Annotated in this window: 22 protein-coding genes; 20 read left to right on the top strand and 2 right to left on the bottom strand. The window is 52.5% G+C overall.

Going from position 1 to position 20,501, the window contains the following annotated elements:
- Position 1 precedes the first annotated feature (1 nt).
- Complete coding sequence (gene glyA / locus Q8902_09965) at positions 2-1,270, top strand: serine hydroxymethyltransferase (protein ID MDP4199881.1); 1,269 nt, start codon at positions 2-4, stop codon at positions 1,268-1,270.
- A gap of 28 nt (positions 1,271-1,298) precedes the next feature.
- Here glyA and Q8902_09960 read toward each other — a convergent pair whose 3' ends face one another.
- Positions 1,299-1,520, bottom strand: a complete 222-nt coding sequence (locus Q8902_09960) for a hypothetical protein (protein ID MDP4199880.1) — start codon at positions 1,518-1,520, stop codon at positions 1,299-1,301.
- A gap of 666 nt (positions 1,521-2,186) precedes the next feature.
- Between Q8902_09960 and tatC the strand changes: the two genes are divergently transcribed.
- The 19 genes from tatC (at position 2,187) to Q8902_09865 (ending at position 19,785) form a co-directional block, all read left to right on the top strand.
- A complete protein-coding gene (gene tatC / locus Q8902_09955; protein MDP4199879.1) occupies positions 2,187-2,981 on the top strand; it encodes a twin-arginine translocase subunit TatC in 795 nt (264 codons plus the stop codon).
- Between the two features lie 12 nt (positions 2,982-2,993).
- Positions 2,994-3,995 carry a polyprenyl synthetase family protein gene (locus tag Q8902_09950; GenBank protein ID MDP4199878.1) on the top strand — a complete coding sequence of 334 codons (1,002 nt, stop codon included), beginning with the start codon at positions 2,994-2,996 and terminating at the stop codon, positions 3,993-3,995.
- Positions 3,996-4,081: 86 nt separating this feature from the next.
- Positions 4,082-5,149 (top strand): vWA domain-containing protein, encoded by a 1,068-nt coding sequence (locus tag Q8902_09945; protein ID MDP4199877.1) that lies wholly within the window; start codon positions 4,082-4,084, stop codon positions 5,147-5,149.
- A gap of 254 nt (positions 5,150-5,403) precedes the next feature.
- Positions 5,404-6,204, top strand: coding sequence for a MotA/TolQ/ExbB proton channel family protein (locus tag Q8902_09940; protein MDP4199876.1), 801 nt, complete (start codon positions 5,404-5,406; stop codon positions 6,202-6,204).
- Positions 6,205-6,273: 69 nt separating this feature from the next.
- Positions 6,274-6,804, top strand: a complete 531-nt coding sequence (locus Q8902_09935; GenBank protein ID MDP4199875.1) for a biopolymer transporter ExbD — start codon at positions 6,274-6,276, stop codon at positions 6,802-6,804.
- Positions 6,804-7,304, top strand: coding sequence for a biopolymer transporter ExbD (locus Q8902_09930; GenBank protein ID MDP4199874.1), 501 nt, complete (start codon positions 6,804-6,806; stop codon positions 7,302-7,304). The genes Q8902_09935 and Q8902_09930 overlap by 1 nt, the downstream gene beginning before the upstream one ends.
- 29 nt (positions 7,305-7,333) lie before the next feature.
- Positions 7,334-8,074, top strand: coding sequence for an energy transducer TonB (locus Q8902_09925; protein ID MDP4199873.1), 741 nt, complete (start codon positions 7,334-7,336; stop codon positions 8,072-8,074).
- Positions 8,075-8,085: 11 nt separating this feature from the next.
- Positions 8,086-8,514, top strand: a complete 429-nt coding sequence (locus Q8902_09920) for an energy transducer TonB (protein ID MDP4199872.1) — start codon at positions 8,086-8,088, stop codon at positions 8,512-8,514.
- 2 nt (positions 8,515-8,516) lie between these two features.
- Positions 8,517-8,789 (top strand): hypothetical protein, encoded by a 273-nt coding sequence (locus Q8902_09915; GenBank protein ID MDP4199871.1) that lies wholly within the window; start codon positions 8,517-8,519, stop codon positions 8,787-8,789.
- A 20-nt stretch (positions 8,790-8,809) separates the two neighbouring features.
- On the top strand, positions 8,810-9,685 hold the full coding sequence (locus tag Q8902_09910; protein ID MDP4199870.1) for a substrate-binding domain-containing protein: 876 nt from the start codon (positions 8,810-8,812) through the stop codon (positions 9,683-9,685).
- Positions 9,686-9,751: 66 nt separating this feature from the next.
- Entirely contained in the window at positions 9,752-11,476 is a 1,725-nt protein-coding gene (locus Q8902_09905; protein ID MDP4199869.1) for a tetratricopeptide repeat protein, read from the top strand.
- A 95-nt stretch (positions 11,477-11,571) separates the two neighbouring features.
- On the top strand, positions 11,572-12,285 hold the full coding sequence (locus Q8902_09900; protein MDP4199868.1) for a HAMP domain-containing sensor histidine kinase: 714 nt from the start codon (positions 11,572-11,574) through the stop codon (positions 12,283-12,285).
- Positions 12,286-12,360: 75 nt separating this feature from the next.
- The gene (locus Q8902_09895; protein MDP4199867.1) at positions 12,361-13,740 is read left to right on the top strand and encodes a sigma-54 dependent transcriptional regulator; all 1,380 of its coding nucleotides are present in this window, start codon (positions 12,361-12,363) and stop codon (positions 13,738-13,740) included.
- Positions 13,741-13,808: 68 nt separating this feature from the next.
- A complete protein-coding gene (locus Q8902_09890) occupies positions 13,809-13,958 on the top strand; it encodes a lmo0937 family membrane protein (GenBank protein ID MDP4199866.1) in 150 nt (49 codons plus the stop codon).
- 113 nt (positions 13,959-14,071) lie between these two features.
- On the top strand, positions 14,072-14,953 hold the full coding sequence (locus Q8902_09885) for an ABC transporter permease (protein MDP4199865.1): 882 nt from the start codon (positions 14,072-14,074) through the stop codon (positions 14,951-14,953).
- Positions 14,950-15,825, top strand: coding sequence for an ATP-binding cassette domain-containing protein (locus Q8902_09880; GenBank protein ID MDP4199864.1), 876 nt, complete (start codon positions 14,950-14,952; stop codon positions 15,823-15,825). The genes Q8902_09885 and Q8902_09880 overlap by 4 nt, the downstream gene beginning before the upstream one ends.
- A 40-nt stretch (positions 15,826-15,865) precedes the next feature.
- A complete protein-coding gene (locus Q8902_09875; protein MDP4199863.1) occupies positions 15,866-16,855 on the top strand; it encodes an MlaD family protein in 990 nt (329 codons plus the stop codon).
- A 103-nt stretch (positions 16,856-16,958) separates the two neighbouring features.
- Positions 16,959-18,956 (top strand): ATP-binding protein, encoded by a 1,998-nt coding sequence (locus Q8902_09870; protein ID MDP4199862.1) that lies wholly within the window; start codon positions 16,959-16,961, stop codon positions 18,954-18,956.
- 103 nt (positions 18,957-19,059) lie between these two features.
- Positions 19,060-19,785: a response regulator gene (locus tag Q8902_09865; GenBank protein ID MDP4199861.1), complete on the top strand. Its 726-nt coding sequence runs from the start codon at positions 19,060-19,062 to the stop codon at positions 19,783-19,785.
- A 15-nt stretch (positions 19,786-19,800) separates the two neighbouring features.
- Here the strand turns inward: Q8902_09865 and Q8902_09860 are convergent, their stop codons facing one another.
- Positions 19,801-20,481, bottom strand: a complete 681-nt coding sequence (locus Q8902_09860) for an ABC transporter ATP-binding protein (GenBank protein ID MDP4199860.1) — start codon at positions 20,479-20,481, stop codon at positions 19,801-19,803.
- Positions 20,482-20,501: the final 20 nt, after the last annotated feature.

The raw sequence follows: 20,501 nt of genomic DNA, 5'->3' as shown, positions 1-20,501 counted from the left end.
CATGGATCAAGAAGTATTTAGTGCAATCGATCGCGAACTTGAGCGCCAGCAAACTGGACTCGAACTCATCGCCAGCGAAAATTTCACATCTCAAGCTGTGTTGCGCGCGCAGGGGAGCGTGCTCACTAATAAGTACGCTGAAGGCTATCCTGGTAAGCGATACTATGGTGGCTGTGAGTTTGTCGATCAGGTGGAAAATCTTGCGCGCGATCGAGCAAAGAAGCTGTTTGGTGCAGAGTATGCCAACGTGCAGCCGCACTCCGGCTCGCAAGCCAACATGGCCGTATACTTCACATTTCTGAAGCCCGGCGATCGCGTTCTTGGTATGAACCTCTCGCATGGCGGACATCTCACACACGGTCATCCGGCGAATTTCTCCGGACAACTTTACCAATTCAGTGCCTACGGCGTATCCCGCGAGACAGGCTACATCGATTATGAAGATGTCGAGCGTCAAGCGCACGCGACAAAGCCGAAGATGATCACGGTCGGCGCGAGTGCTTACTCGCGTGATATCGACTTTGCGCGATTTCGCGCCATCGCTGATTCGGTCGGCGCATTTCTGCTGTGCGACATGGCGCATCCGGCAGGACTCATCGCAAAGGGACATCTCACGAGCCCGCTTCCACATTGCCATATCGTTACTTCGACGACGCACAAGACACTGCGCGGACCGCGCGGCGGGCTGATCTTACTTGGAAAGGACTTTGAAAATACTTGGGGCGCGGTTGCGCCAAAATCCGGCCGCACGAAAATGGTCTCGGAGTTGATCGACTCAACCGTTATGCCGGGTATTCAGGGCGGCCCGCTCATGCATGTCATCGCTGCAAAGGCCGTCGCACTTGGTGAGGCGTTGGAGGATAGCTTTACAGCTTACGGAGTTCAGGTCATTCGCAACGCGAAGCGGCTTGCGGACGAACTGGTCAAACGAGGTTTTTACATCATATCCGGTGGTACCGACAATCACCTGATGCTTGCCGATCTTCGCGGCAAGAACGTCACCGGAAAAGCTGCGGAAGAAGCCTTGGACAAGGCTGCGATCACCGTGAACAAAAATGCAGTCCCATATGATGACAAGTCTGCACTAATTACGAGTGGTATTCGTATTGGAACTGCCGCAATCACGACGCGAGGGATGAAAGAACCCGAAATGGATTTGATCGCAGGATTGATTGATCGAGTGGTTACTAGTCCTGCCGATGAAAGCGTTGCGCGCCAGGTCAGGGATGAAGTCAAATCACTAACGGCAAGGTTTCCACTTTACGCCTGAGTTACCGAATCCATAGATTCTTTGGAATCTATGGATTCGGTAATGTGCAGTTATCGCTCGTGCGGTGGACCATGAGGTCGTGGCGGCCGCGGTGGTGGAGGGGGCGATGGTGGTCTCCGAGGAGGCGGTGGAATATTCGTTGGCGGTGGAGCATGATGCCCATGTCGCCACCCGTGATGACCATGCCTGTGTGACCAAGGCCACCACCACCAGCGAATCCAGAGTCCTCGCAGGAAACGACGGTGCTCATGGTATAGGTCAAGGCTCCTTGCTCGATCCCGTTGCCAGGGCTCTAGTAATTCGTCATATCGGCTGTCGTAAGAAATCATATTCCTTGCATATTCCTGTTGCAGCCGTTCCTCATCGTTCACAGGTGCCGCTTCGAGCCGAGCACGATCTTGCTCCGCCTGGATTTCTTGCTCGGTCATGATCGGTCGCAGACGTGCGGTCTGGTCCGGAGTGAGTTCGAGGGCCTTCCGCCATTTTTCTACCTCAGAGTTCACACGCTGCTCTCGATCGGCCGGTCGCGTCTGGGCTTGAACTGTCGAGAAGGCTGTAAATAGGCAAAGAAGTGAGAGGGTGAGATATTTCTTCATAGTATTTCACCTGAAGGCGAGCGAAGATGCGTGCCTGAAACTCGAATCGCACAAAAAGCGCGATTGTGGTGGGTTTGACCTATGAGGTTAATACTAATGAGGGTAAACTATTTCCGGTTGGGTTTAGGAAAGTCTTAAGGCACTTTGAAAACAATTGCGAGCTTTTCGTAACTTGTTGTTTGAACAAGTACAAAATGAAAAACTAAGAAAAACCGCCTATATTCATGAAAAACAATTCTATTGTTAAAATGATGGAAGAGGCGAGCTTGCTCGCAGAAAACAGGGACGAAAGCAAAGGCAGCCGCGTTTAGCGCGGGCCAATGAGCAAGAAGGTAGAGATTCCAGCCATCGAGGGTAGTGTGCCGAAAGCGGATCAGGAGATGTCGCTTTGGGAGCATCTCGAGGATCTGCGCTGGACAGTAGTCCGGGCGGTGATTGGAATCATCGTGGGCATGATCCTGTGCGGGATTTTCTTCGATCAGATCACCGCCTGGGTCATCACTGATCCAACATCGAGCACCACGCCGCCGATGAAGCTGATGAATACAGAGGTGTATGGTCAGCTCTCGGTGTGGATGCAGATCGTAATGTGGGGTGGAATCATCGTCTCATTTCCCTACACGCTGATCCAGATTTGGAAGTTCATCGCTCCCGGGCTTCATGAGAAGGAGAAGGCGAACGTCGCGAAGATCACATTCTTCACGATCCTGAGTTTCCTGTGCGGAATGGCCTTCGCGTATTATGTAATGCTGCCGATGGTGCTGAGCTTCGCGATGGGCTTTGTGATCGGGACCGTTACGAACATGATCGAGGTGCATAAGTACCTTTCGGTCTTCCTCGAAATCATATTGCTGAGTGGGATCGTCTTCGAACTACCCTTAATCGCCTATTTCCTCGGGCGCATGGGAATTCTCACGGCGACATTCATGCGGCACTACCGTCGTCACGCCATTGTGATGCTGCTGGCGATTGCTGCAGTGCTATCGCCGGGAGGTAATCCGCTATTGCAGTTGATCTTGTTCGGACCGCTTTGGGCATTGTTCGAAATCTCAATCCTTGGAACGGCACTTGCTGTTCGACAGCGCCGGAAGAATGCAGCATCAACAGCATCGTAACTTTGTGGTCACGTGAACTCGCTCTCTACCAAGTCCCGAAGTGCGAATCTTGACGAGATAGCCTCTCCGGTCGAGCGGGAGATGGTGGGATTCAACCAAGAATTTCGGCGCGCGATGATCTCCGAGGTGCCGGTTGTCAATCTCGTTGCGAAATATATTATTCGGACCAAGGGCAAGCAGGTTCGACCCATGCTGGTCCTGCTGGCCGCGAAGGCATCTGGCGAAGTGACCGAAGCGACATATCGCGCCGCGACTTTGGTCGAACTTCTGCATACCGCAACGCTCGTACACGATGATGTCATTGATGAGTCCGATACGCGCCGCGGCTTCGCAAGCATTCGTGCCCTATGGAAGAATAAGGTCGGAGTACTCATGGGCGATTTTCTGCTTGCGCAAGGTTTGCTTCGGACGGTGGAGACGCAGGAATATCACTTTCTGCAGATTACTTCACGAGCCGTCCGGAGAATGTCCGAGGGGGAGCTCTACCAACTTCAGAAGTCTCGGCAGCTCAATGCCAATGAAGCAGACTATTTCCGGATCATCGGCGATAAGACGGCATCGCTCTTCGCGACATGCTGCGAATTGGGAGCGGCAAGTGTGAAAGAAAACAGCTACCAGTTGGCGATGCGCGAGTACGGCGAATGTGTCGGTATTGCATTCCAGATCCGTGATGATTTGTTTGCCTTCGATCCATCCCTAGGCTCGATCGGTAAACCCGCAACAACCGACTTTAAAGATAAGAAGCTGACTCTTCCGTTGCTTCATGCGCTCTCGAAATCGTCCGACCGCGATAGGCGGCACATCCTTTCGCTCATCAAGAATGGCAAGGCGGCAACGCGTGCTTATGGAGAAGTGCTGGAGTTTGTCGAATATCACGGAGGGGTGAACTATGCGGTCTCGAAGGCCGAGGAATATTCCCTTCGGGCCAAGGAATCGCTCCAAAAACTGCCGCAAAGCGAATCTCGGCACTCACTGGAGGCATTTGCCTCGTATGTTATCGATCGGGTGAAGTAAAATAGCCCGAAGAAAGTGGCTTTTAGGGTGTAACTTTCGGTCCGTGGCGGTGTTATTCATCGTACTCATCACAAATGGAGGTGTCCATGAAAGTCCATCTTCCGCTTCTCGGTCGTAGCATTCAATACGCAGGTTTGGTCGTGTCAGTAGTTTTGGTTTTTGCGGCTGCAGGTTGCCGCCGGGCATCGGAGCCACCGACAGGGCCTGATATTCAGGCGGGTCAGCCGATGATCCCTGGGTCTGTCGGTGTGATCGGCGTTAAGGCAATCAGCGAACTTGGCAATGCCGGTGATTTCGAACTCGATCTGTTCCTGACCGATTCGAACGGAAAGCCCATTAATACCCTCGATCCTTCTTCGATCAATATTGCCTCGGCGATAGATACCTTGTTCTCATCAACGGGTATTGCAGCCGCTATGACATTGGCCAATGGGCCGTTCTCCGCAGAAGTCCTGATCGACCAATCGAATAGTATGGCGTGGAACGACCCAATGAATCTTCGATGGATGGCAGCGGGCCTATTCCTTGGCACTGTCACTCCCGCGTTGGGTGGTGATGAGGTTCAGCTTTCCACCTTCAATGACTATACGTTTGGTATCAACACCTATGGTCCATTTACCTCGAATGGGCATGCGTTCGATCGCGCAATTGACAGTTTAGAGCAGGTACTCGGACCTGGCACGCCGCTCTATGATGCTATGTACATCATGGCGGATTCGCTTTCACAAAATTCTCATAATTCGAACAAAGCGCTCATCGTTATGACCGATGGTGATGACAATGAGTCTTATCATTCGCTATGGGAGTCAATCAATCACGCGAAGGATCTTGGAATCAAGGTCTTTGCGATTGCTCTTAAGACCGGCAAGGATACCGACTCTCAAATCGCACCCGGTAGTGAGTGGGCTTTATTTAACGCTGCGATGAGCACGGGTGGTGGAGTGATGAAGACTTCCGATCCGCAGCAGGTCGTTAATTATTACGCTGGTCTGCCGAAGCTCGTGTACGGTGGGACCTCCTACCTAAAGACCACATGGCATGTGAAGCTTGCTAATACCGCGTCCCTTGCTGGAAGGCAAATCAGCGGTACATTGCATGTCGCGAGCAAGACGAACGGAATGCTAAGTGCGCCATTCCAGGTGACCTTCCCATAACGGTGTTTTTTCCCTCGATCGGGCAACCCGGAAGCAGTATGGCTTCCGGGTTTTTTGTGCACATTGACAAAGTATGACCTTTCATACGTCTTGCATCATGCAAGATGCCATCGTGCGACATCCTGCAATGTACACGAATTCAGGAACGATGATTGCCCCAAATGGGCTAAACAGGCCGATTCTCGCGCTGGCATTTTACTGTATATACTCAAAGTAGAATCTCGACCACGATTTTTAGAAATCCAACCTAAGACATGAAGAAGAACTCACTTTTTGTAACGATCGTCATTGGTGCGGCCTTCATTGCAGCCGTGCTGATTTACATGTTTGTTTTCGGTGCTGGTTCGCACTTCGCCGATCCCGGTGTTCGCGAGCATCCGAAGGATGTCATGGGCATCATCTACACAGGCGGAATTATCGTGCCGCTTTTGCTCATGCTGACCATCATGGTCTTCACCTTCATCATCGAGCGTTTTCTTTCGCTTGCAAAGGCCAAAGGATCCGGCGACATGACGAAATTTCTCGTGAACGTCGAGACTCGCCTCAAGGAAGGGAACATTGACGCCGCCATTGATCTCTGCTCCAAACAGCGCGGGACAGTAGCGAACATCATGCGTGCCGGACTCGAACAATTCAAGACACTCAAGAGCGAAGGCAGCATGGATGCATCTCGCAAGATCGCGGAAGTCAAGCGGACGATCGAAGAGGCGACGATGATCGAGACTCCGCTTCTCGAGCGTAATCTCGTCGGGCTTTCGACAATCGCGTCGATTTCGACGATGGTTGGACTGCTTGGAACCGTGCTTGGTATGATCCGGTCGTTCCGCGCACTTGGCGAAGCCGGTGCGGCAAGCGCAACGCAGCTCTCGATTGGAATCTCGGAAGCTCTTGTGAATACGGCATTTGGCATCTTTGGCGCTATCATCGCCATTGTGTTCTACAACTTCTTCACCAACAAGGTGGATGCATTCATCTATACGATTGATGAGGCTTCACTAAACTTGGTCGAGACGCTCAACACACGCTTCCTCGGTAAGGGCGACTACGCGGGATAACTGGCTGTAGTGGCGAGGTTTTCCCGCAAACCACGCGGGAAACCGATCCACTACAAAATAACGGAAACTATGGCAAAAGTAAAAATGAAACGCCACGGCTTTCGGCTTGATATGACGCCGATGGTCGATGTGGGTTTTCTATTGCTGACGTTCTTCATGCTCACGGCGAAGTTCAAGCCGCAGAGCGATGAGGCGTTACAAATCTCGTTGCCTGTCGCAGTCGCCGACACAACGAAACTGCCGGATATGAATCTGGCGACGATCAGTGTTGGACTCAAGGGCGCGGACACGGTGATTCTGTTCGGCGTCTCGAACGAAAAAGATCGCGCGCCGATCCTGAAACCATTGAACCTCGCCGATCCAAAGACGGGTCAGCCACTCACGGATGCTGAACTGGCAACCAAAGGCGATGTCCGCGTTTCGCTGGCTTCGCTTGAGACTGTCATCCAGCAATCCCGTTTGCAGAATCCCTCGATGCGTTATGCGATCAGCGCTGATAGCTCGATTAGCTACGGGACGGTCGATGATGTCATGCGCGCGTTACAGAAGTATGGCGCGACGCGGTTCAACTTAGTCACCATGAACAAGGAGAAGGGCTAATGGCAGAAGTAGTACAAGGCGGAAGCCGAGGACACAAAGGCAAGAGGCACAAATCGCGCATCGGCGTGCGGTTGGACATGACGCCGATGGTAGACGTCGCATTCTTGTTGCTCACGTTCTTTATGCTCACGACCACGCTGCTAACGCCGCAGGTCATGGAGATTTCGTTGCCGCCGGATAGCAAAGTCCCGGTGCAGATCGCGGAGTCGAACTTGTTGACTCTCCGCATCCGCGCGGACCAGACGGTGTTCTGGAACATGGGCAGCGAGGCGCCGCAGAAGATGGCAGAGAAGGATGTACCGGTGATGTTGAAGGAGCATTTGAAAGTCAATCCAAAACTTTCGACGCTCATCAAGATCGATCGTAACGCGAAGTATCAGGCGCTCGTCAACATGATCGACGACCTGAACCTGACACAGGCGCAGTTGGGGCAGACTGAAAAGCGGTTCAGCCTCGTCGCCATGGATGAGAAGGACCATGAGTTGGTCAGTAGTTTATAGAATGTTCGCAATGACAAGCGAGAGGATTTATGGCACTCAGTAACTTAGTCGTAGAAAAATTAGAGCAGTACGGCGGGATCGATCTCAAGCGAAACCAGCAGAAGTACTTCTCGAATGCACTCGGGATTTCGATCGGAATCCATCTGATCGTCATTCTTCTCTACATTGGATGGTCGTGGTTCTCGAACGATGAGAAGCGCGTGCCGCACATCCGTATTCACTCGATTGCGGAGCTTGCGCCGCCGCCATCCACCGAAAATCAGGAAGAGATGCAGCCGGTCACTCCGCCGCCGCCGAGCGATGTCGTGCGCCCGAGCCTTGGCATTCCCGTACCAGTGCCCGACGCCATTGCGCCGCAACTCACGTTGCCGAACATGAACGAACCGGCTCCGCAAGCTGCCGTGCAAAGCAACGGTCCAGTCCAGGCTGCACCCGATCTGCATATCAATCAGCCGGTCGAAGAAGCCGAGCCATCCAAGGATGAGTTTATCGACGTTTCTCAGGAACCGGAGCCGATCACGCCAATCGAAAAACAGATTCAGTATCCTGAAGTGGCAAAACGCAGCGGACTCGAAGGCAAAGTCGTGGTTCAAGCGCTCATCGCAAAAGATGGACATGTCGAGAAAGCCGAAGTGCTTAAGTCGGACTATGACGTCTTCAAGCAGCCCGCAATCGATGCGATGCTCAAGGCAAAGTTCACTCCGGCACGGCAGAATGGCACACCACTTCGGATCTGGATTACACGTACGATCATCTTCAAGCTTCGCTAAGTCGTTGAGTGATGGGACACTCGACGTGTGCGTTGCTGTTGATAGCCGGCATACTTCACGCGTTCGGACTTTTCTCGGATAGTGCTTACGGGCAACGGGCGGATACTGCCACTGGAATTCTGAAAGCCGATACCGCTGTATTCGAGCCATCGTCCAAACGATTCGATGGTGAAGAGCCAGTAGCGATTACGCCGATCGAGAGACTCATTGTGTATCCTGACGTCGCAAAGCGAAGCGGACTCGAAGGTCGGGTCGTCGTACAGGCTCTCATCGCAAAGGATGGACACGTAGAGAAGGTGCAAGTGCTCAGATCGGACTACGATGTTTTTAGGCATCCGGCCGTTGATGCATTGATGAAGGCGAAGTTCGCTCCGGCAAAATATCATGGAGAGCCCGTTCGCATTTGGATCACTCGGACGATCACCTTTAAGCTCAGGTAAATATGCTACAGCGCGATAAGATTCGAGAGCGACCGCCGAGCAGGATCTCGGGGTTGGTCTATATCCTGCTCGGAATGTTCGCGTTGTTCATTTCGGGCTTTGTTGCACTTGTACCCGGAAGCTTTTTCGGTGTCAATCCAATGGCACGTGTCGGGTTCGCGGTTGTGATCGGGCTTTACGGCGGTTTCCGCATATTCACAGGGATTGCTGCGATCCGCAAAGCCGCGGAAGCCGAAGGTAAGTACAACTTGAACGGAAAGTCGAAGAGCATATGACCTCTCGATTACTCCCATTTATGATTGTACTGGTTTTGGTCGCATCAGGCTGCGGCAAAACTGAGAACCTTCCCACGGGCGAGACAGCAACTTCCGGCTCATTCGAACTGGTTGCCGATGAAGTCCTGAAGCCCGTGATCGACAGCCTCGTGCAGGGCTTCACTACCGAGAATCCTTCGGCGAAGGTTACGGTCAAGTATGTCAGTGCGGGCGAAGCGGTGCGAGAATTGATGAATCATGAGGCTCGCGCCATCATCATCGATCGGGGACTCACTCCGATGGAGCGCGAGGTTCTGGCGAAGGATTCGGTGACTCTCCCGGTGTTTCGCATGGCTGAGGATGGGATTGGATGCATTACTTCACGACAAAGCAAACAGGATACGGAACGACTCTCTGATATTCTCGAGCGTATCCAAGAATTGTCGCCGCTTGTTTTTCCAGAGTACCCGAGCAGTATCGAGTATATTTTGGATTCCATGGCTGGATCGAAATGGGTCCAAATGATTCGATTTGCCACGACCGATAGTATCCTAGCATACATCGCTAAGAATACTGGCGCGCTCGGGTTTGTCAGCTCCGCTTGGAAGCATAAACTTGAAGTTGCAGGTGATACGAGCGTTAAGTTCTTGCCGATCATTCCGCACGATCTTAGTTCGCAAGGCATTTCGGAGCCGGTGATGCTGCACATTGCCTACATCGCTGAAAAGGCTTATCCGCTCACGACCATCGTGAACGGCTATACGTCGGAAACGGCAAACACGGTGCCGCGTGGATTTTTCGTCTATTGCATGACGGCTCACGGGCAGACGGTGTTCAAGAATTTTGGTCTGCTGCCGAAGACGCAACCAATCAAGCTGATTCGGAATGCCGAGGACACGAAGGGCGCGACGAAGTGAGAAATAATTAACGGCCGAGTCCGCGGAATAACTCAAGTGTTACGTAGAAGAGAGAAAATGTTGAACGTGAGAACATCGAATGGAATTTTCGCATCGGCCTTGTTAGCCTTTTCCATGCTATGCACCGGCGTGATCCACGCTCAGGCAACGGACGGCCGAGTGAAAGCGGCGTTGCGGCTGATCGATCTTGGAAATGCTCGTGAAGCGATAAGCACACTTCAGCAGCTCGTGCAACAGGAGCCGAAGAATGCCGAGGCCCACGCGGGACTCGCGCTTGCCGATGTCGAAATTAACAATGTGGGCGCTGCACTGACGGAAGCGCAAGAAGCATTCGATCTTGATCGGCGTAATGTGCTCGTTCGTATTGCGCGGGGGACGGTATATGGCAAACAAGGGCACGTGCAGGATGCGCTCAAGGATTTTCAGGATGCGCTCAAATCGAATGACAAAGAGATCGGTACCTATCTTGCGCTCAGTCACTACTATATTTCAATCGACTCGCTGAAGCCTGCTGAGATTTTGTTGTATCGGGCGCAGCAAACAAATGACAAAGACGTCCGCTCTTATCTCGGGCTTGCAGAGTTGTATGAGCGCCAGCACATTCCCGATCTTGCGATCGGCCAATACGAGCAGGCATTGCAGCGCGACCCCAATGATGTGATCGTCCACGCAAAGCTTGCGGGTCTATACTTCAGAACTCGAAAGTATAACGAGTCGGCCGGCGAGTGGCTGAAGATCATTCGCATCGACTCGACTTACGGAGACGCCTATTACCAGATCGCGAATCTCTATTTTCTCGCACATCAATATGCGAACGCGGCGATGTACGCCACGAAGTATGCCGCGTTGCGTCCGAATGATATTGCCGGTCAATGGCTGCTTGCTCGTGCGATGACCGAGAACGGCCAGTATAAGGAAGCTCTCCCAGCGCTTCAGGCCGTCTCTTCAAACGATTCGCTTCGCGCGCTTTCGCAACTCTTGCTGGCGCGGAGTTACTTCTTTTCCAAGGACTATCCGAAGGCACTTGATATTTATCGTAACGCGAAGACTCTCGGTCCTCTGGATTTAAGCAATTACGCTGCGATTTTGATCACGCAAGGTGACACGGCCGGTGGCATTGATCAGTACAAGAAATCACTGGTTGATGATACTATTCGTTCGGCGCAGGAGAAGTTACAGACCCAAATTGCGATCATCAATCTCCTATACAAACAAAAACGGTACGAAGAGGCCGGTCAGATGTTCGCCGAGATGGCGCAGGCCACTCCATCGGTTCATTGGTATCTCTCTGCGGGTCAGGCATATTCGTCTGCCAAGAAACCTGAACTTGCGAAACAGTATTATGACAAAGCGTTGGCGCTCGAGCCGAATTCGGTTGCGGTCCGCTACCAGATTGCTTTCGATGCTCTAACCAGCGATGCAGGGACTCAAGAGGCTCTTGATGCCTTCGACAAACTCGAAGCCACAGCCAAGGCTGCCGGCAGCACCGATACCGTGGCGCTCGCCGAGGGTTTCATGGCATATCATTTTGGAGCCCATAAGGACTGGGCAAAGGCCGCCACTCATCTTGAAGATGCAGTCAAGCCACTTGAAGGAGGCAAGTCGCCCTTTCTCATGAACTTCGAGCTCCTGCTGGCCCAATCGTATCACCAGCAGCATGAAATCGAAAAAGCAAAGGTCTGGTATGAAAAAGTACTGAAGCTCGATCCGGATAATAAAGGCGCCAAAGAAGGTCTGGAATTTATCCGCCAAGCTCCATCTGAAGAAAAATCTGGCAAGAAGAAGAAATAAGATCGGAGTTTCACCGAACCCTCTCACCGGTTGGTGCGGTTTTTTCATTGCTGCTTCCAGCGGAAATCCTTCCGCTAGCAGTAATGCATCAAACAATGACCGGCGAACCCACAGTGCTCGAACCAGGGGCCGAATTTCTTGCCCGCTTCGGCCGGCACTTTGCCCACGAACTCAATAATCCGATTGGAGCGATCTCCAGTGCCGTATTCCTCATCGAGGATTTTATGAGCACTGGGACCGATGGCTCAGTGCAGATCGAGCAGATTCAGCCGTTCGTCGAGTCTATCCGCGAAGAATGCGACCAGTTGCGAGAACTTGTGCAGGAGTTCGTGAAGTTCGTCTCAACAGATCGGGTCCTCGCGCTTCCACTTGATCTGGTAGAATTCTTGGGAGCGCGCGCTGCCGAAATGGCACGAGAAGGGTTGCCGGTAACGTTCGAAGAGAGCCGCACCCCAGAAATGAGGCAAACCGCGAATATACTTGGCGATGCCGGAAGCCTGGGTACTGTGCTCCGTCTGCTAACCGATAATGCCGTCGATCGTGGTGCGAAATACGTGCGAATTGGCCAGCCACAGACGGATGATCGCCAGTGTTTGATCCATATTCGGGATAATCGCCAACCACAACTTTCGCCGGAAGTGGCTCAGCAATTGTTCGAAGTAAACTTCGATCGCCGCAATTCCGGGTTGGGGCTCAAACTTCCGTTTATTCGGAAGGTCATCGAACTGCACAATGGCTCAATCGAAGCAAAATCAGAAAATGGCGAACTGGATATTTGCATCCGACTGCCGATTGTCGCCAGCAGTTAAGGCTGGATTTGCCGATCGGTTTCTGTCCGCAATGTAGTAATAGTTCAACATCGATATCTAAAATTATACCTTACTATGGCATCGGTACTCTTGGTTGATGACGAGCAGAATATTCTGTTGACGTATCGCACGGTCCTGGAGCGGGGCGGTCATCGCGTATCGACCGCATCCACGGCTGAGGATGCCATCCGAATCTTTGAATCCGAAGGCGCTGACGTAATCGTAACAGACATGAACATGCCGGGCATGTCCGGCATTGAACTCGTCAAGCTGTTGCGACGGCGTTCGCCTGGAACCGAAATTATCGTGATGACGGGCGCCGGGAGCGAGCGCACCGGCATTCAAGCCATGCAGGCCGGCGCGTATGATTATCTTCGGAAGTCGGATATCCAACCGGATGAACTCATTTTGCTCGTGGAGAAGGCGGCGGAAAAAAGCAGCCTCCAGACCGCAATCGATCTGCGCACGCGTATTGCTGGGTTACGCGAAGGCTTCGAAAATATTATTGGCGAAAATCCGCAACTGCTCGATGTGCTCAAAGTCGTGAAGAAGGTTGCTCCGACCGACTCGACCGTGCTAATCAATGGAGAGTCCGGAACCGGTAAAGAATTAGTCGCCGAGGCCCTGCACTCGAACTCTGGTAGAAAGATGAAGCCCTTTGTGCCGATCAATTGCGGCGCATTGCCGAAGGACCTTCAGGAATCGGAGTTGTTCGGGTATGTCAAAGGCGCATTTACCGGAGCGCAAACGAACAAAAAAGGTCTATTTGAGGAGGCCAACGGTGGGACGATCTTCCTCGATGAATTGGGCGAAATGGAATTACCATTGCAGGTGAAATTACTGCGATTCCTTCAGGACCACAAGATTTTTCGGATTGGCGATGCCAAACCGATCACCGTGGATGTCCGTGTAATTTGCGCGACCAATAAGGACCTGAAGGCATTGATCTCCGAGAAGAAGTTTCGCGAGGATCTCTATTATCGGGTCAACGTGATCTCATTGATGCTTCCGCCACTCCGTGACCGTAAGGATGATATTCCGGTGCTGGCGCAGTTCTTTGTCGAGAAATATTGCGAGCGGTTTGCGCGACCTGCTTGCCAGTTATCGCAGACAGCCATCACCGAACTAACAGCGTACAATTGGCCGGGAAATATTCGGGAATTGCAGAACGTCATTGAGCGATCGGTTATTCTAGCTGAATCGACGGAGATCGGCACGGAGCATTTCCCGAAGGATCTCATGGAGCCGCATATCTCGATCGGTGCAATCCTGGAGGACAATCCGACACTCGATGAGCTCGAGCGCCGTTACATCATCGAGACTCTCCGTGCCGCACAAGGAAACAAAGTATTGACCTGTGAGCGGCTTGGTATCTCGACAACCACTCTTTGGCGCAAACTCAAGGAGTACGGGGTAAGCGATAAGGCCATTACCGAAGAAGAAATCGTTGCCTGATCATTTCGGGTGCTGAATTTGGACGGATTGGTGTTCATAACATCCGGACTCTGACGCTGAAAAACGACATGTGGTTTTTGATCGCAATTCTCATTCTATTGTGGTTGATCGGCTTCATTAGCTTGGGCCAGACGGCATATTGGATCCATCTTCTTCTGGTAGGGGTGGTCATACTAATAATAATGCATGCGCTTCGAAACCGTCGAAAGTCGGCGTGAAGGGCAATATATGCACATTCTGCCGTTTTCTTTTCTCAGGCCTTTGTTTTTGGTATTTTTGAGTCCAATATAGCAGAATTGGAACGTGCATTGCGTGTCCGACAATGGGATTCATGTCCGAATACGAACTTCAAACAGGAACGGTGATGCCATCGAGCGAGGAGGCTTCGGCAAATGGGCCAAAGCCAACGGGCTCTGGAACCGCCATATCGAGCAAGCAGGAAGAGGAGTCCATTGGTGGCTGGGCGAGATCGCTCACGCTCCTGGGAGGCCTCTGGCTTTTCGGTGTCCGATTTTTCAAGACTCTCACGCGGCCGCCCTACGAATTCCGAGAGATCGTCCAGCAATTGAATGCGATTGGACTTCGATCGATGTCGCTGGTAACTGTGGTCGGGATTGTGATCGGTGCAGTGCTCACGATGCAAAGCCGCCCGACAATGCTGAAGTTTGGCGCGGAGGCGTTTATTCCTGTCATGGTTGCGATCAGTGTCATGCGGGAGCTATCGCCAGTGTTGATTTCGGTGATTCTGAGCGGTCGAGTGGGAGCAGGAATTGCTGCCGAGCTCGGATCGATGCGGGCCACTGAACAGATCGATGCAATGGATGTTTCGGCGCTCGATCCTTACAAGCTTCTGGTTTTTACTCGGGTTGTTGCCTGCATGGTCGCGCTTCCGCTACTTTGCATTTACGCCGATTTTCTGGCGCTTGTAGGCTCCTGGATTGTCGAAAAACTCGATGCCGGGATGAGCATCAACCTATTCATCAATAGCGTTCAGGCCGGAACAGAATTCTCGGATTATTTGCCGGGTGTTGCAAAGACCATCTTTTTTGGCTTTACAATCGGAATCGTAGGCTGCTACGAAGGCTATAACTCGAAGGGTGGCACAGAGGGTGTCGGGAAGTCCGCGACGGATGCCGCTGTCACAAGTTCGTTATTAATCATTTTACTGGACGTGCTCTTCGTCAAGCTTACACTAATGCTCTGGCCGACATGAAATTATTTCATAGCCACCACGACGCTCCGGTGCCAGAAGGACCGCTGCTAACGGCCGATCACCTTGCTATCGCATTCGATCATCCGGTCTTGCGAGACGTTTCGATTCAGGTGGATCATGGTGAGACGCTGGCAGTTCTTGGCAAGAGCGGCACCGGTAAGAGCGTTCTGCTCAAGCTCGTTGTTGGTTTACTCACACCGGATGACGGTAGCATTCTGTACAAGGGGAAGGACATTACTCGGCTGAACGAACAAGGGCTGATGGAGCTTCGGAGCGAGATCGGATTTCTATTTCAGGGTGCCGCACTGTTCGATTCCATGACTGTTGGCCAGAACATTGACATCGTGCTGGCAAAGCATACCGATTTGCCAGATTCGGAACGCGAGCAGAAGATTATCGAGGCGCTGGAAATGGTGGATTTGGCAGATGCTATCGACAAAATGCCGAGCGAGCTCTCTGGTGGAATGAAAAAGCGAGCAGGACTTGCGAGATCCATAGTACTCGAGCCAGAACTCATGCTCTATGATGAACCTACTACAGGCCTCGATCCGCTGACCGCTTCCTCAATCGCCGAATTGATTCTCGGATTGCAGACACGGCTTGGCATTGCCTCGATCGTCGTTACCCATGATCTGCCGACGGCATTTACCGTCGCTGATCGGGCGGTGGTGTTGAACGAGGGATTTGTGGCCTTCAGCGGCAAAGTAGAGGATTTGGAGCACTCCAAGGATGAATTCCTTCGAGAATATTTGAGTGCCTCACAACTGAATCGCAATCGACGAGAAGGAATTCTTCATGCCTCCCCGCGGAGACAGAGAAAACTCTCGCTCACGAGCGAGGCTGCAAGCACACAATTGGGCGCGGCCACTTGAAACGGCTTTGACCGAGCAATCGTATAAGATTTAACACTCCATGAAACGCAAAGCCGTTCCACTCCTTCGAATCGGGATCTTCGTTCTTGCGGGATTTATCATCCTGATTGTATCGATCTTTTATCTTGGCAGTAAGGAGAAGCTGTTTTCTTCGACCACGCAGGTTAAGTCCCGTTTCTCCACAGTCAGCAATCTCAAACGCGGCGCGGAAGTGGACATGGCCGGTATTAATATCGGAAGCGTCCAGGAAATCCGATTACCTCGTAATGCTCGTGATTCCGTCACCGTCACAATGAAAGTGTTGACGGATGCAATGAAGCTGATCCATACTGATTCGAAGGCTATGATCACGACAGCAGGGCTGATCGGGGATCGACTCATCGTAATCACGATGGGCAGTGATTCCACTCTCGCCGTGGAGCCCGGAAGCACAATCATGGGGCAGTCGCCTCAGGATTTTTCCAAGTTGTACGATACACTGAGTGCCGTGATTGATCAGTTGGATTCCGTTGGGATCCAGGCCACTCGTCTCGTAAAGAAGATCACGGAAGGTCACGGCACGCTTGCCAAATTGGTTAATGATGATGCGCTGTACGTCAATGCGAACCGCATGGCCGCGAATGCCAGCGAGACATTCGCTCACGCTCGAGATGCAGTGGATCGCATGGAGACCAGCGTCGACCATCTCACCAATGGGGTCAATGATGTGGTTCAGCGAGTCAACCGCGGCGAGGGCTCGCTTGGGAAGCTGCTCACGAAAGACGATGTATACGAGAATGCTCGTCGTGCATCTGAAAACCTCATGACTTCGAGTTATGATTTGCATGATGCTCTGGCGAAGATCGCACTGGGCTCGGGCCGCTTTGCGGAGGTCATGGAGGCATTTAAGCATAATTTCCTTGTCAAGAGCTATTTCGAGAATCGAGGATATTGGGATGCTCCAGAATTCGAGATGACAATCGACCGGAAAATCGATTCGCTCAATCACTTACGTCAGATTATCGATTCGCGCTCCGGTGCGCAAAAATAGTGGTTCGCAACTTTGTTCTGGGTGGCAACTCGGCGCAGAGCAACGAATCGACTGAAGCACTTCTGTACCATCATACCTCAGTACTTAGGGCTTCCCCAAGACCATGTTTAAGAGCCTACGATCGAAAATCCTTGCCGGCTTCCTCCTGGTGATCGGTTTCATGGGAGGGATTGGCGCGTGGGCAATCAATCAACTCTCGGATATTCAGAGCACGACCGGCGCGACACTTCAGCGCCGGTTCGAAGTCGTCAACGCTCTGAACACATTCGATACATTGGCAAGCCATATGCGCACCAATGCGACTCGGATGTTGCTCATGCCCGGTGATTCAATTGTTGCAGCGAAGTTTCGGGTCTATGAAACGTCGACGACACATGAACTCGAGCGCATTTCATCGGGGGTGGGTCCGCTTTCATCGGATCCAAGACTCTATCGGTCATTCTATCAGATTGCCCACCTGATGACACTGATCCGTAATGAGATCGACTTCGAGTTCGGCTCAGAGTTCGGGCTTAGTGGCGGAGTCCCGAAGGGTGCGAAGCCGATGGGAATCGAGACCCGGAGCCAAATCTTTTTGAGCGAGATTGATCCGCTCTTCGATAGCCTAAAAACCCGAATCGATTTTGTGCAAGGCAATTACCTGAGTTCGATTGGTTCGCTTTCGACGGTTTCAATCGAGGAAGGCGCACGGATCCGGACTGAAGTACTCGTTCTCGGCTCGATCGTCTTCGTATTTTGCATCTTTCTTTCCATCCGATTTGCATCCGTAATCGTTCAGCCCGTCGTTGAACTTACTGAGAAGACTGAACGCATCACTGCTGGCGAATTGAATCAACTTGTTATTCCACGCACGAACGACGAAGTCGGCCGGCTGGGCGAGCAGTTCAATGCGATGGCCCAGAAGCTTGCCGAATTCGAAGAGCTGAATCTGAAGAAAATCCTCGAAGAAAAAGCAATATCGGAATCCATCGTCCAGTCGATGGATGATGCGCTCATTTTGATCGATCGATTTGGGCGTATTCTTTCCATCAATCGTCGAGCGCAAGAAATCTTTCATTTGACTGCAGTCGAGAATCGTAATTGCCTGGATGTGGCACACGGCATTCCAGCCCTCGAATGGCTCTGTACCGCTGCGCTTAAAGGTACGTGGCGCGAGTCGAACCGACACGAGGTGATTGAATTCATTCCGCCATCTTCTGAACGTGATCATCGAAGACCGGTTCACATGTATGTCAACCGAGATGTGATACCGATCCAGTCTGGGGATGCTCCTGGCGTTGTCGGCTATCTCCTCCTCATCCGCGATGTGACGCAATCGTATGAACTCGAAAGAATGCGATCGGACTTTGTGGGAATGGTCTCACATGAATTGCGAACGCCCCTGACCGCGATTCGAATGAGCGTCGATCTGCTCGCCGAGCCTACGCTTGGACCCATGACCGAAGTGCAGGCCCAATTTGTTCAAGCGATTCGTGAAGAGTCTGAACGGCTGCTTCGGATCGTCAATGATCTCATGGATCTCGCGAAGATCGAGTCCGGGACCTTTGAAGTCCGGCCATCGGGAATCGATCTCTCGCCATTCTTTGAACATTTATTAGTACCATTTACGGCTTCATCGCAGGAGGCAGGCATCACAATCGACGTCAGGCCGGATCCCAAACTTACGAGCGTATTTGCCGATCCGGATCGATTAAAGCAAGTGTTTGTCAATTTGATCTCGAATGCCCTGCGGTATACGCCCCAGGGCGGCACGATCACGATCGGAGCCGGGTTGGCGCCGGAACCCGGATTTGCGAGATTTTTTGTCCGCGACACAGGATCGGGCATTCCGCCTGAGTTTTTGCCTCGAATCTTCGACCGATTCACTATTCGATCCAAAGATGCCAAAGCTGGGACTGGACTTGGCCTGGCAATTGCGAAAGAAATTGTTCAGGCTCACGGAGGGTCAATTAGCGTGGCCAGCGAATTACACAATGGGACCGAATTCTCATTCACCATACCCATGAAATCACCGCCCGAAGCCTCGAAAGCTCAGCCATCGAATGACGAGGCAATATCGGGCGCGAAACCACCACTCTCTGATGTTAACCAAACTTCCTGATGCCTTTTCCTATCTTTCCTGAAATGACCGCTACTTCGACCCCGTCCATGACATCTCAGATTGTCGGACATCTCACCATCGATTTCCGATCGATCGATTGACCATGCCAGATCACACCACCGCAACTCCAGCTCCGATGACGACAGCGCCTGCCGAGCAGAATTCCCTGAAAGCTCCCGTCCGCAAACGCCATATTCTTGTCGTTGATGACGAGAAGAACATCCGGCTGACCGTCCAGCACTCGCTCATGGCGGCGAACTATGACGTCGATACGGCCGCCGATGGTCTGGAGGGTCTCACCAAATTCCGGGACGACCACTACGATCTTGTCCTCATGGACCTCCGAATGCCACAGATCAATGGTATCGAAATGCTTCGTGAGATCCGCGAGCGCGATAAGCACACTGCGGCAATCGTGATAACGGCATACCTGACAATTGACACGTTACTTGAAGCTTTTTCACTTGGGGTCTCCGATTATATTCGCAAGCCGTTTTCGCCGAATGACGTCCGCGAGACCGTTCGCCGGGTCTTGGCTCGCGAGACGCTCGACACTGGACAACCGGCGCAGCAAGCTACAGTGAACCTCGAAGCCGCTCGTAAGGCGCTGGCGGAGCAAGACATACCCCGCGCAATCGAACTGGCTACTCGCGCGGTCTCACTCAACTCGAACGATCCCGATGCCTATGCCTTCTTAGGAATGCTCCAGCACCTGGATGGCAATCCCAAGGCTGCCGAGCAGTCGTTCCATGAGGCACTACTGGTCGATCCCCAGCACCAACTGAGCCGCGACTACCTCTTCTGGATACAATCCAAACGCAACGGATAGTAACCGCACGGCTGGCTACGCTTCGGTCAGCGTCCCATCCTCGAGATGAAACTGCCGGTCTGCCTTTTGGGCGAGATCCACGTTGTGGGTTGCGATCAGGAATGTCTGACGATGCTTCCGCGAGAGATCCAGGATGATATTGAACAGCAACTCACTGTTGTGCGTATCGAGATTGCCGGTCGGTTCGTCGGCAAGGATCAGCGCGGGTTTCATCATAAACGCGCGCGCCACTGCGACTCGTTGCGCCTCGCCGCCAGAGAGCATCGAGGGCCGATGATCCAACCGCTCCGCGAGTCCCACGTCTGTCAATAGCTCCACCGAGCGATCCCGTACGTCGGCGAACTCCTTGCCCGCGATCATCGCCGGCATCGCTACGTTCTCGACTGCGGTGAACTCCGGCAGCAGGTGATGGAATTGGAAAATAAATCCGATCCGCTGGTTCCGAAACGCGCTGGCCTCGCGGTCGCTCATGCGGGCGACGTTCTTACCCTCGATCTCAATCTCGCCATCGCTTGCGGTATCCAACGTTCCAAGCAGGTGGAGGAGGGTGCTCTTGCCCGAGCCGCTTGGTCCAGCGAGCGAGGCAAGCTCGCCCTCCGCCAGTGCAAAGCTGAGACCGGCAAACACCTCGACATCCGCGTGCCCAGCGACAGGATACCGCTTCGTCAAATTTCTGGCTTCGAGAATACTACCCATCAGCGTGAGCGTTTGTGCTT

The organism is Bacteroidota bacterium, from assembly GCA_030706745.1.
In the GTDB taxonomy this organism is placed as follows: domain Bacteria; phylum Bacteroidota; class Ignavibacteria; order Palsa-1295; family Palsa-1295; genus PALSA-1295.
Note: the sequence above shows the minus strand (reverse complement) of the source record. Positions and strands in the feature narration are given on the sequence as shown.

Excerpts from the sequence above, each read along its gene's own strand:
- Q8902_09875 (MDP4199863.1), top strand. The coding sequence starts at position 15,866 with ATGAAACGCAAAGCCGTTCCACTCCTTCGAATCGGGATCTTCGTTCTT.
- Q8902_09915 (MDP4199871.1), top strand. The coding sequence starts at position 8,517 with ATGCTACAGCGCGATAAGATTCGAGAGCGACCGCCGAGCAGGATCTCG.
- Q8902_09930 (MDP4199874.1), top strand. The coding sequence starts at position 6,804 with ATGGCAGAAGTAGTACAAGGCGGAAGCCGAGGACACAAAGGCAAGAGG.
- Q8902_09925 (MDP4199873.1), top strand. The coding sequence starts at position 7,334 with ATGGCACTCAGTAACTTAGTCGTAGAAAAATTAGAGCAGTACGGCGGG.
- Q8902_09940 (MDP4199876.1), top strand. The coding sequence starts at position 5,404 with ATGAAGAAGAACTCACTTTTTGTAACGATCGTCATTGGTGCGGCCTTC.
- Q8902_09860 (MDP4199860.1), bottom strand. The coding sequence starts at position 20,481 with ATGGGTAGTATTCTCGAAGCCAGAAATTTGACGAAGCGGTATCCTGTC.
- Q8902_09900 (MDP4199868.1), top strand. The coding sequence starts at position 11,572 with ATGACCGGCGAACCCACAGTGCTCGAACCAGGGGCCGAATTTCTTGCC.
- Q8902_09870 (MDP4199862.1), top strand. The coding sequence starts at position 16,959 with ATGTTTAAGAGCCTACGATCGAAAATCCTTGCCGGCTTCCTCCTGGTG.
- Q8902_09945 (MDP4199877.1), top strand. The coding sequence starts at position 4,082 with ATGAAAGTCCATCTTCCGCTTCTCGGTCGTAGCATTCAATACGCAGGT.
- glyA (MDP4199881.1), top strand. The coding sequence starts at position 2 with ATGGATCAAGAAGTATTTAGTGCAATCGATCGCGAACTTGAGCGCCAG.
- Q8902_09935 (MDP4199875.1), top strand. The coding sequence starts at position 6,274 with ATGGCAAAAGTAAAAATGAAACGCCACGGCTTTCGGCTTGATATGACG.
- Q8902_09920 (MDP4199872.1), top strand. The coding sequence starts at position 8,086 with ATGGGACACTCGACGTGTGCGTTGCTGTTGATAGCCGGCATACTTCAC.
- Q8902_09890 (MDP4199866.1), top strand. The coding sequence starts at position 13,809 with ATGTGGTTTTTGATCGCAATTCTCATTCTATTGTGGTTGATCGGCTTC.
- Q8902_09885 (MDP4199865.1), top strand. The coding sequence starts at position 14,072 with ATGTCCGAATACGAACTTCAAACAGGAACGGTGATGCCATCGAGCGAG.
- Q8902_09880 (MDP4199864.1), top strand. The coding sequence starts at position 14,950 with ATGAAATTATTTCATAGCCACCACGACGCTCCGGTGCCAGAAGGACCG.
- tatC (MDP4199879.1), top strand. The coding sequence starts at position 2,187 with ATGAGCAAGAAGGTAGAGATTCCAGCCATCGAGGGTAGTGTGCCGAAA.
- Q8902_09910 (MDP4199870.1), top strand. The coding sequence starts at position 8,810 with ATGATTGTACTGGTTTTGGTCGCATCAGGCTGCGGCAAAACTGAGAAC.
- Q8902_09895 (MDP4199867.1), top strand. The coding sequence starts at position 12,361 with ATGGCATCGGTACTCTTGGTTGATGACGAGCAGAATATTCTGTTGACG.
- Q8902_09865 (MDP4199861.1), top strand. The coding sequence starts at position 19,060 with ATGCCAGATCACACCACCGCAACTCCAGCTCCGATGACGACAGCGCCT.
- Q8902_09960 (MDP4199880.1), bottom strand. The coding sequence starts at position 1,520 with ATGAGCACCGTCGTTTCCTGCGAGGACTCTGGATTCGCTGGTGGTGGT.